The 11,532-nt window shown below is 70.3% G+C and carries 7 protein-coding genes; 6 read left to right on the top strand and 1 reads right to left on the bottom strand.

Annotation, left to right across the window (positions count from 1 at the left end; genetic code table 11):
- The coding region (locus tag VFO68_RS21860) for a LacI family DNA-binding transcriptional regulator (RefSeq protein WP_325160216.1) at positions 1-452 on the bottom strand (452 nt) is incomplete at its 3' end.
- A 180-nt stretch (positions 453-632) separates the two neighbouring features.
- On the opposite strand from VFO68_RS21860, the gene VFO68_RS21855 reads away from it, so the two are divergent.
- From VFO68_RS21855 to VFO68_RS21830, 6 genes are all read left to right on the top strand, one after another.
- Positions 633-1,910, top strand: coding sequence for a sugar ABC transporter substrate-binding protein (locus tag VFO68_RS21855; RefSeq protein WP_325160215.1), 1,278 nt, complete (start codon positions 633-635; stop codon positions 1,908-1,910).
- A 5-nt stretch (positions 1,911-1,915) separates the two neighbouring features.
- Positions 1,916-2,851 carry a sugar ABC transporter permease gene (locus tag VFO68_RS21850; protein ID WP_325160214.1) on the top strand — a complete coding sequence of 312 codons (936 nt, stop codon included), beginning with the start codon at positions 1,916-1,918 and terminating at the stop codon, positions 2,849-2,851.
- Positions 2,851-3,684 (top strand): carbohydrate ABC transporter permease, encoded by an 834-nt coding sequence (locus VFO68_RS21845; RefSeq protein ID WP_325160213.1) that lies wholly within the window; start codon positions 2,851-2,853, stop codon positions 3,682-3,684. Before VFO68_RS21850 ends, VFO68_RS21845 begins: the two co-directional genes overlap by 1 nt.
- Positions 3,685-3,701: 17 nt before the next feature.
- Positions 3,702-5,636, top strand: a complete 1,935-nt coding sequence (locus tag VFO68_RS21840) for a glycoside hydrolase family 127 protein (protein ID WP_325160212.1) — start codon at positions 3,702-3,704, stop codon at positions 5,634-5,636.
- A gap of 196 nt (positions 5,637-5,832) precedes the next feature.
- A complete protein-coding gene (locus VFO68_RS21835) occupies positions 5,833-6,984 on the top strand; it encodes a S8 family peptidase (RefSeq protein WP_325160217.1) in 1,152 nt (383 codons plus the stop codon).
- A 168-nt stretch (positions 6,985-7,152) separates the two neighbouring features.
- Positions 7,153-10,839, top strand: coding sequence for a M12 family metallo-peptidase (locus VFO68_RS21830; RefSeq protein ID WP_325160211.1), 3,687 nt, complete (start codon positions 7,153-7,155; stop codon positions 10,837-10,839).
- Positions 10,840-11,532 lie beyond the last annotated feature (693 nt).

Below are 11,532 nucleotides of genomic sequence, written 5' to 3'. Positions count from 1 at the left end.
GCGTAGACCACCGGCACCGGCAGGCCGGGGCCGAGCGACGGGCGCGGGTCGTAGGTGCGGCCGGTGACGATGATCCCGTCCACCCGCCGGGCCAGCAGCGTGCGCAGGTAATGCTGTTCCCGGATCCGGTCGCCCCGGCCGTCGCAGAGCAGCACCGAGATCTGACCGGCGCCGAGCGCGTCCTCCGCGCCGAGCATCACCGGGATCGTGAACCGCCCGAAGCTGTCCGTGGTGAGCACCCCGACGGTGTAGGTGCGCCCCTCCAACAGGTTGCGCGCCAACAGGTTCGCCTGGAAGCCGAGCTCCTCGGCGGCGGCCACCACCCGTCTGCGGGTCTCCGACCGAAGCTGACCGCGGCCGTTCAACGCCTTGGAGACCGTGCCGGGGGAAACCCCGGCAAGCGCGGCCACGTCGTTGACCGTGACCGCCCCACGTCGCTTCCGCTGCGCCACCGGAATCCCTCTTCCAGCCGGAAAAATTTCCGCAATGATATTGCGAGATATGAGCATTGACCAGGGTTATCTTCGCACTCTATGGTCCGGAAAGCCTTAGCTGTATTGGCCTAGCCCTACGGAAACATTTCCGAAATCGCCGGGACGGCGATGGCTCACCTCAAGGGAGAGGACACGGCCATGTTCACCAGAGTCGTGGCGCTGGCCGGCACGCTCGTGCTGACCCTGACCGCGTGCGGCGGCAGCGACAACTCCGGCACCGCCAGCACCAACCCGGACGACGGCACCCAGCTGACCATGTGGGTCCGGTCGGCCACCGACCAGTTCAGTCAGCGGTTGGTCGACGCGTACAACCAGAGCCACAAGAACAAGGTCGCGCTGACGATCATCCCCAACGACAACTACCTGACCAAGGTCGGCGCCGCGGCGGGCTCCCGCAGCCTGCCCGACATCCTGGCCTCCGACGTCGTCTACACCCCGAACTACACCAAGCAGGGCCTGTTCCAGGACCTCACCGGCGACGTGAAGGGCCTGCCGTACTACTCGAGCATCGCCAAGTCGCACCTGGATGTGGCTTCCTACCAGGACAAGATCTACGCGGTGCCGCACAAGCTGGACTCCTCGGTCCTGTTCTACAACAAGAACCTGTTCAAGCAGGCCGGGCTGGACCCGGAGAAGCCGCCGAAGAACTTCGACGAGATCCTCGCCTACGCCCGTAAGATCACCGCGCTGGGCAACGGCATCACCGGCTGGGACCTCGCCGGCAGCTGTGGCGGCTGCAACGTGTACACGCTGTTCCCGTACGCCTGGGCGGACGGGAAGGAGGTGTTGTCGGCGGACGGCAAGAAGGTCGACATCAACAACGACTCGTTCAAGGCGATCTTCAAGCTGTACAAGCAGACCAGCGACGAGAACCTGGTGGACAGCAGCGACAAGACCCAGGACGGCGCGACCTGGCCGGCCAACTTCCTCGCCGGCAAGGTCGGGATGCTGGCACTCGGTTCGCCGATCGTGGGCGACCTGCTCAAGCAGACCGCGTTCGAGTGGGGCGTGACCCCGCTGATGTCTCCGGACGGCGCCAAGACCGCGACGTTCACCGGCGGCGACGTGGCCGGCATCGCCGCGACCTCGCAGCACAAGGCGCAGGCGTGGGACTTTCTCAAGTGGACACTCGAGGAAAGCTCCCAGGTGGAGATCATCGCCAAGAACGGTGACCTCCCCGGCCGGACCGACCTGGGCGGCAACAAGTACACCGCCGCCGACCCGCGCACCAAGATCATCGCCGAGGGGCTGAAGAACGGGCACACGCCGTTCGCGCTGCCGTTCGGCGACCTGTTCAACAACCCGAACGGGCCGTGGCTGGAAACGGTGCGGGCGGCGCTCTATGGCCCCGACATCAACAAGGCGCTGGCCGACGGGCAGGCCAAGATCCAGGCAGGGCTGGACGCGGCCGGGTGAGTCCGGTGACGCTCACCCGGGTCGAGACCGGGGCGCCGGCGCCCGCCGCCGCGCCCCGGCCGTCCCGCGGCCCGGCGGCCCGCCGGCCGCTGACCGGGTGGCTGTTCGTCGCGCCCACCGCGCTGATCGTGGCCGCGCTCTTCCTGGCGCCACTGGGCGTCCTGATCTACATGTCGTTCACGGACTGGCCGCTGCTGGCCGATCCGACGCTCAACGGGCTGGACAACTACCGCGCGATCGCGAACGACGACATGTTCCTCGAGGCGATCACGTTCACCCTGGTCTACACCGCGATCACCACGGTGGTGCTGTTCGCGGTGGCGTTCGTCCTGGTGGCGATCTCCAACAGCTACCGGCGGGGCACCAGGTTCTACCGCACCGCGTTCTTCCTGCCCTACGTGGTCGGGGTCGCCGCGGCGTCGACGATGTGGTGGGTGGACGCGCACGACCAACTCGGTGTGTTCAACCAGGTGCTGCGCGGTGTCGGCCTGATCGAGGCGCCGGTCGGGTTCCTGGAGACCCCCGGCAAGGCGCTGTTCACCGTGATCGCCCTGGTGGTGTGGAAGTTCATCGGGTTCCAGGTCATCGTGCTGCTGGTCGGCCTGCAGTCGATCCCGGAGGAGCTGTACGAGGCGGCCCGGGTGGACGGCGCGTCGGCCTGGCAGCGGCTGCGCTACATCACCATCCCCGGGCTCAAGCCCACGCTGGCGCTGCTGACCGTGCTGTCGGTCACCGGCTCGCTGCTCGCCTTCGACCAGTTCTACGTGCTGACCCACGGCGGGCCGGACAACAGCACCGTGACCGTCGTGCTCGCCTTGTACAACAAGGCCTTCCAGTCGTTCCGGCTGGGCGACGCCGCCGCCGAGGCCGTGGTGCTGCTGGTCGCGCTGGTCCTGCTCAACGTGATCCAACTGCGCCTGCTGCGCAACCGGGAGAACTGATGCGCGCCACCCGGACCGTCCTGTTCCACGCGGTCAGCGCCGCGCTGGCCATCCTGTTCCTGTTCCCGCTGCTGTGGGCCCTGCTCAACTCGCTGAAGACCACCGCCGAGGCCAACCAGCAGCCGCCGACCTGGTTCCCGCAGAGCCTCTCGCTGGACAACTACCGCAGCCTGACCACCTTCGACCAGGGCATCGCCACCTACCTGTGGAACAGTGTGCTGGTATCGGCGCTGACCGTGATCGGCTCGGTGGTGGTGTGCGTGCTCGGCGGGTTCGGCTTCGCCCGGTTCACCTTCCGCGGCAAGCATCTGTTGTTCGTGGCCACGCTGGCGATCCTGATGGTGCCCTATGCCACGATCCTGCTGCCGCTGTACATCCTGCTGGCCCGGATGGGCCTGCAGAACACCCTGATCGGTCTGGCGCTGGTGCTGGTCATGTTCCAAATCCCGTTCGGGATCTTCCTGATGCGCAACAGCTTCGAGGCGATCCCCCGGGAGCTGGAGGAGGCCGCGCTGGTCGACGGGTGCTCGAACTACGGGGCGTTCCGGCACGTCTCGCTGCGCATGGTCATGCCGGGTGCGGTGACCGTCGGCCTGTTCTCGTTCCTCACCTCGTGGAACGAGTACCTGGCCCCGCTGATCTTCCTCAACGACGGGAGCAAGTACACCCTGCCGGTGATGCTGGTGAACATCCGGTACGCCTCGTACAACATCATCGATTTCGGTGCCCTACAAGCGGGTGTGGTGATCGCGATGCTGCCCTGCCTGGTGGTGTACCTGCTGCTGCAACGGTTCTACGTCAGCGGCCTGGTCGCCGGCGCGCTGCGTGGCTGAAGTAAGGAGAAACCGCTGTGCCGCCTACGCCTCCCATCGCCGGGCCGGTCTGGCCACTGGCCACCGCACGCCTGGCCGTCCGGCCGCTCGGGCTCGACCAGGTCGGGCTGACCACCGGGTTCTGGGCGCGCTGGCAGCGGCAAAACCGCGACGCGACCGTGCCGCACGCGTTGGGCTGGCTGGAACGGGACGGCTCGGTGGACAACCTGCGTCGGGTGGCCGCCGGCGAATCCGGGCCACACCAGGGCATGTGGTTCAGCGACTCGGATGTGCACAAGGTGCTGGAGGCGCTGTCCTGGGACCTCGGCCGGGAGCCGTCCGCCGACCTGTCCGCGGCCGTGGCCGAGCTGACCGGGGTGCTGCGGGGCGCGCAGGGCGCCGACGGCTACCTCAACTCCTACGTGCAGGCCGGCCACGAGGTGCGCTGGGACAACCTGGCGATGAGCCACGAGCTGTACTGCATCGGGCATCTGATCCAGGCCGGCGTCGCCCACCGGCGCGGCACCGGTCGCGACGACCTGCTCACCGTCGCCCGGCGGGCCGCCGACTGCGTGGTGGCCGAGTTCGGCGGGCAGCGCCGCAAGGACACCGACGGTCATCCGGTGATCGAGATGGCACTGGTCGAGCTGTACCGGGAAACCGGTGTCCCGGCCTACCTGGACCTGGCCAGGCAGCTGATCGACGTGCGCGGCCGCCGGGTGCTCGATCCCAAGGGGCACTTCGACTCCGTGTACTACCAGGACGCCACCCCGGTGCGCGAGCAGACCACCGTCGTCGGGCATGCGGTGCGGGCGCTGTACCTGCTGTCCGGCGTGGTCGACGTGTACACCGAGACCGGTGAGGCGGCGCTGCTGGACTCCGCCGTGCGGCAGTGGGAGTCCCTGGTGGCCACCAAGACCTACCTCAACGGCGCGGTGGGCTCGCGGTTCGACGGCGAGTCGTTCGGCGACGAGTACGAACTGCCGCCGGACCTGGTCTACGGCGAGACCTGCGCGACGATTGCCGGGATGATGCTGTCCTGGCGGCTGTTGCTGGCCACCGGGCAGAGCCGGTTCGCCGACCACTTCGAGCGCGCGCTGTTCAACCTGTTCGCCGGATCCACCTCGATCCGCCGGACCGCCTTCTTCTACAACAACCCCGCGCAGCGCCGGGTCGCCCGGCCGGCGGCGCCCACCGGGACCCGGCCGCGCCGGGCCGATGCCCCCGGCACCCGGCCGGAGTGGTTCGAGTGCGCCTGCTGCCCGCCCAACATCATGCGCACCATCGCCTCGCTCGGCGGTTACGTCGCCACCGAGTCCGATGCCGGAGTCCAGGTGCAGCAGTACATTCCGGCCACGATCCGCACCGCCTGCGGCGCGCTGGACCTGGCCACCGGCTACCCGCTGGACGGCGCCGTCGCGCTGACCGTCGCCGAAACCGTTGCCAGGCCGTGGACCCTCGCGCTGCGGGTACCGGACTGGTGTGCCCGCGCGGGCGCGACCGTCAACGGCACGCCGGCCGGGACGCAGGCCGAGGGATACCTGGAGATCGGCCGGCAGTGGTCGGCCGGGGACCGGGTCGTGCTCACGCTGCCGATGCCCGCGCGGCTGACCGTGCCGCACCCGGCGGTCGACGCGGTGCGGGGCAGCGTGGCCGTCGAACGCGGTCCGCTGGTGTACTGCTTCGAAAGCCCCGACCAGCCCGACGATGTGGACCTCAACCACGTCGAGCTGATCGTGACCGAGCCGCTGACCGAGGAACACCGCCCGGACCTGCTCGGCGACGGGACCGTCGTGGTGTGCGCCCAGGGCGTGGTCCGGGACGACTCCGCTTGGGGGGCAACGGGTTGGGCCACGCTGGGCGCGGAGCCGGTGACCGCCGGGCACCGGGTGGAGCTCACCGCGATCCCGTATCACCTGTGGGCGAACCGGGGTCCGTCGGTCATGCGGATCTTCATCCCGACCGTCCGCTGACCGAACTTTGGGAAAAGTTTACGTTTGGCGCACGACCGGACACCCTTGCGTCACCCGGTCCTGGACGCGATGGTTGGGGCGTCCATCTCCGCGCGCATGCTGGCGCCGTCGAGGGCCGGAACGTCGCATGCGCCCTGCACGAGGAGTCCCTGCAATGGGCGAACTTCGCCATCGAATGATCCGGCGATTGGCAACCATGGGTATCGCCGGCGCGGCGGCTGTCGCCGTAGCCGTCACGGTGCCCGCGGTCGCCGAGGGCACGGTGCTCGGCGCCGGCGCCGCGAACGCGATTCCCGGTAGCTACATCGTGGTGTTCAAGGACAGTGCCGGTTTCTCCGCACAGGCCGACGGCATGGCCGCGCGTTATGGCGGCAAGGTGAACGCCACCTGGTCCGACGCCCTGAACGGCTACTCCGCCACCATGACCGAGCGGCAGGCCAAGCGCGTCGCCGCCGACCCGGCCGTGGCCTTCGTGGAGCAGGACCAGACCTTCAGCATCAACGTCGACCAGCTCAACCCGCCGTCGTGGGGGCTGAACCGGATCGACCAGCGGGCTCTGCCGCTGGACAACCGGTACACGTACAACACGACGGCGAGCAACGTGACCGCCTACATCATCGACACCGGTATCCGCACGACGCACTCGACCTTCGGCGGCCGCGCGGTGTGGGGCACCAACACCACTGGCGACGGCAACAACACCGACTGCAACGGGCACGGCACGCACGTGGCCGGCACGGTCGGCGGCTCGCAGTACGGCGTGGCCAAGGGTGTGCGGCTGGTGGCGGTGAAGGTGCTGACCTGCTCCGGCTCCGGCTCCAACACCGGTGTGATCAACGGAATCAACTTCGTCACCCAGCAGCACGCGGCCGGCGCGCCGGCAGTGGCCAACATGAGCCTGGGCGGCGGGGCCAGCACGGCGCTGGACAACGCGGTGCGCAACTCGATCGCCGACGGCGTCACCTATGCCGTCGCCTCCGGTAACTCCAACGCCAACGCGTGCAACTCCTCGCCGGCGCGGGTCACCCAGGCGATCACGGTGAACGCCAGCACGCAGACCGACGCCCGCGCGTCGTTCTCCAACTTCGGCACCTGCACCGACATCTTCGCGCCGGGCCAGGGCATCACCTCGTCCTGGAACACCAGCAACACCGCGACGAACACGATCAGCGGCACCTCGATGGCCACGCCGCACGTGGCCGGCGCGGCGGCGCTGTACCTGGCGACGCACGCCACGGCCAGCCCGGCGACGGTGGCCAGCGCGCTGAACGCCAACGCCACGGCCAACCGGATCACCAACCCGGGCACCGGTTCGCCGAACCGGCTGCTGTTCACGATCGGCCTGTAGCACCCGTTCGTTGACGATGCCCCGCACCGTTGGGTGCGGGGCATCGCTACGAAAGATGTTCCCAGAGGCTACTTTCGCCCGTTTCGGCGCGGCTTGGCAGGCGAGAAGAATCGCGCACAGCAGTGCCGCGCGTCGCAGCGGCGCCCCCGTCGCGAGGGGAGTTCCGAGTTGACCAGCCACGCCTCATCATCGCCGGATCGCCGCCGGAGTCTGGCCGCTCTGGCGGCCGCGACCCTCGCGCTCGCCCTGCTCATCCCGGCCACCCCGGCCGCCGCCGCGCCCACCCCGGAGAACCCGTGGACGAAGGCCGACGGCGCCTCGGTCGCGGGCCGCTCGGCCAGACCAGCCGAGATCCACCCCAACCGGTTCGCCGGTTTCACCCTGGACCGCACCGCGATGAGCGTCGGCCTGGCGCGGGTCTCCCGGGGCGCGGGGTCGGTCATGACGCTGCCGACGCCGGCCGGCGACTTCCAGCGCTTCGAACTCGTCGACACTCCGGTGATGGCGGCCGGGCTGGCCGCGGCCCACCCGGAGATCCGGACCTACGCCGGCAAGGGCGTGGACGACCCGACCGCGACCGTGCGCGCGGACCTCACCCCGCTCGGCTTCCACGCCTCGGTGCGATCGAAGCTCGGCTCCTGGTTCGTCGACCCGTTCCACCACGCCGACCAGAGCCTGTACGCCAGCTACTACGGGCACGATCTGGCGAACCCGGCCGGACCGCTGGTGGAGCCCGAGGAGATCGAGACGCTGGCGCAGGATCTGCTGCCCTCGGTCACCGAACCCGTTGTGCGGCTGCGCACCTACCGGCTGGCGCTGATCACCGACCCGTCCTACGCCACGTACTTCGGCGCGGAGAACGTCACCGCGGCCAAGGTGACACTGGTCAACCGGGTCAACCAGATCTATGAGGACGAGACCGCGATCCGTCTGGTGCTGGTCGACGACACCGACCGGACGAACCTGAACACCGCGGCGCTGGCCACCGAGCCGAACGGCCCGTGCGGCGCGGCGGCCTGCTACACCCCGGCGCAGCTCGCCGGGTGCGCGGGCAGCACGCTGACCCGCAACAACCTCGTGCTCGGCCAGATCATCGGCGCCAGCAACTACGACGTCGGGCACATCGGCCTCGGCGTCGACGGCGGCGGCGTCGCCGGGCTCGGCGTGGTCGGCGGGGCGAACAAGGCCCGGGGCTGCACCGGGTTGCCCACACCGGTGGGTGACTTCTACGCGGTGGACTATGTGGCGCACGAGATCGGCCATCAGTTCGCCGGCAACCACACCTTCAACGGCACCCAGCGCAACTGCTCCGGCGGCAACCGCAACGCCGCCAACTCCGTCGAGCCGGGCAGCGGTTCGTCGATCATGGCCTACGCCGGCATCTGCCGGCAGGACGACCTGCAGCCGCACAGCGACCCGTACTGGTCCCAGCGCAGCTACAGCGAGATCACCACGTTCGTCAACTCCACCCGCCCGCCGATCAACGAGGTGCAGAACGTCGCGCTGCGCGAGTTCGACACCGACGGCGACTCGTTCGCGCTGACCTTCGGCGGCGCGCAGTCGGCGCCGATCGTGCGCGGCGCCAACTACACCGTGGACGGCATCAAGGCCGCCATCGAAGGGATGGCGGGCTGGCCGTCCGGCGCGACCGTCACGGTCGCCGGGTTCGGCGGCGGCACGTTGAGCGACACCGGGTTCCAGGTGGCGTTCGACGGCGGCGCGGTGGCGAGCACCAACGTCGAGTCGCTCGGCCTGACCGCCGCCTCCGGCACCTCCGGCTTCGTCGGCGAGACGGCCAAGGGCGGCGCGGTGGGCAACGGCGGCGTCCGGGTCGACGACACCGACAACCACGCGCCGGTGGTCACCGCGCCCGCGTCGTTCACCATCCCGGCGCGCACGCCGTTCGCGTTGACGGGAAGCGCCACCGACTCCGACGGCGACCCGCTGACCTACCTGTGGGAGCAGAACGACCAGGGCGCCGCCACGGGCACCGCGCTGGTGAGCAACACCAAGACGAACGGCCCGCTGTTCCGGCAGTTCGGCACCGCGGCGATCGTCAGCAACGAGGACACCCTCGAGTACTACTCGCCGGGCGAGAACGCGGTGAACGCCGACCCCACCCGGGTGTTCCCGGACCTGGCCCAGATCGCGGCCGGGCACACCAACGCCGCGACCGGCGCCTGCCCGGCGGCGCCACCGTCACCACCGACCGGCGGCACCAACGTGCCGCCCGAGGTCATCGACTGCTACTCGGAGTTCCTGCCCACCGCGGACTGGGTCGGCACCGACGAGTCCCGGACCCTGCACTTCCGGCTCACCGTCCGCGACGGCCGGTTGGGCGGCGGGGGCATCGGCACCGCGGACACCGCGCTGACGGTCGCCCCGGCGGCGGGGCCGTTCCTGGTCACCTCACAGGGTTCGGCGCAGACCGTGCGCGGCGGCTCCGCGCAGCCGCTCACCTGGTCGGTGGCCGGGACCGACGCCGCCCCGGTCGGGGTGACCGAGGTGAAGATCTCGCTGTCGGTCGACGGCGGGGCCACCTTCCCGCACGTGCTGGCCGAACACACCGCCAACGACGGTGCCGAGACCGTGTCCCTGCCCGACGTCGCCACGACCCGGGGCCGGATCAAGGTCGAGGCGGTCGGCAACGTGTTCTTCGACCTCAACGACGCCGATCTGACCATCCAGGCCTCGCCGCGGGTGTCCAACGACGCCCCGTCCGGAACGGCCGTCGTGCAGTACAGCGACCCGCTGTCGGTGACGGTCAGCGCGACCGACCCGGACAGCCCCGGCCCGGCCCTCGCCGCGGTCGCCACCGGCCTACCGGCCGGCCTCACCCTCGTGTCCGGCTCGGTAACCGACCCGGACACCCGCCCCGGCGTGCACACCTGGACCGTCACCGGCACGACCACGGCGGCGCCCGGCGACTACCCGGTCAGCGTCGCCGTCACCGACGACGTCGGAATCGTCGGCACCAGCACGTTCCTGATCCGGGTGACCCCGGAGGACGCCGAGGCGACCTACACCGGCGACACCCTCGCCCAGAGCCGCGACGCCGCCACCGTCCTGCTCCGCGCGACGGTGCGCGACAGCGCGGTCGTTCCCGGCTCGACCGACAGCACCCCCGGTGACATCCGCACCGGCACGGTGTCGTTCACCTCGGCCGGCCGCCCTCTGTGCACCGCGCCCGTCGGTCTGCTCGGCGCGGAGACCACCGCCGCCTCCGCCAGCTGCACCGCCACCCTCCCGTTCGGCACCCACCCCATCTCGGTCACCGTCGGCGGCAACTACACCGCCACCGGCACCGGCACTCTCGAGGTGTCCCGCTCCGAAACCCGCCTGGTCCTGGCCAGCGGGGCCATCCGTGCCGACCGCTCAGCCGGCGCCCACCCCGCCGACCCCGGCACCAGCACCGGCTTCACCCTCCTCATCGGACACTCCCGCTTCACCGCCGCCACCACCGGTCTGGCCACCATCACCTTCCAGTCCGGTGGCCGCCGCTACCAGATCATCGCCACCACCTTCACCAACTTCGGAGCCAGTTCCACCCAGAACCCCCACCCCACCCCACTCGACCTCCGCCCCCAAGCCACCCTCCTGGACCTCCGCCCCCACTCCACCGCCCTGGACCTCCGCGCCCAGGCCACCCTCCTGGACGTTTCCTCTCCCCTACAGCCCCGCCCAGTAGCCACCAACCTCACCCTCCGCCTCACCGGCACCGACTCCCCCCACAACACCCCCGACACCCTCGCCATCACCCTCTACCAAGCCGAGCGCCTCCTCTTCTCCTCCCACTGGACCGGCACCACCACAACCCAAACCCCCCTGACCCAAGGCACCCTCGCCATCCTCTAACCCCGCCCCACCCCCCGAGGCCGCCTGTAATCCCCACCAGGTAGCCACCCCCCACCCGCGCCACAGCCGCGGGGGCGCCCAGGCAAGGGGCACCCAGCCACGCCCAGGCATCAACCCGGTGCCAGCCCCAACACGCAACTCCCGCCGCGCAACACGAAACCCGCCCACCCGCAATGCGGAACTCGCCGGGCTGGAGCTGGGAACTCGCCGAACTGGCGCCCCGGGCGAATCGGCGAGTCGCCCCTTCCAGCACCCGAACCGCCAATCGGGCGCCCGGCCCGCACCCCGGAACCGACACCGTGGCCGGCGGAACGTGCCACTCGCTGGGCGGCAATCCGGAATTCGCCGGGCTGGAGCTGGGAACTCGCCGAGCGGGCGCCTCGGATGAATCGGCGGGTCGCCCCTTCCGGCACCCGAGTCGCCAGCGGGAAGCGCCCAGCCCGCACCCCGGAACCGAGACGATGCCCCCGGCCCAGGAACTCGCCGAGCTGGCGCCCCGGGTGAATCGGCGAGTCGCCCCTTCTAGCACCCGAACCGCCGATCGGGCGCCCGGCCCGCACCCCGGAACCGACACCGTGGCCGCCGGAAAGTGCCACTCGCTGGGCGGCATGCGGAACTCGCCGGGCTGGAACTGGGAACTCGCCGAGCGCGCGCCCCAGGTGAATCGGCGAGTCGCCCCTTCCAGCACCCGAA

It is taken from the genome of Actinophytocola sp., from assembly GCF_035712165.1.
Taxonomy (GTDB): domain Bacteria; phylum Actinomycetota; class Actinomycetes; order Mycobacteriales; family Pseudonocardiaceae; genus DASYTH01.
The sequence above is the reverse complement of the archived record's forward strand: the minus strand, read 5'-3'. Positions and strand labels throughout refer to the sequence as shown.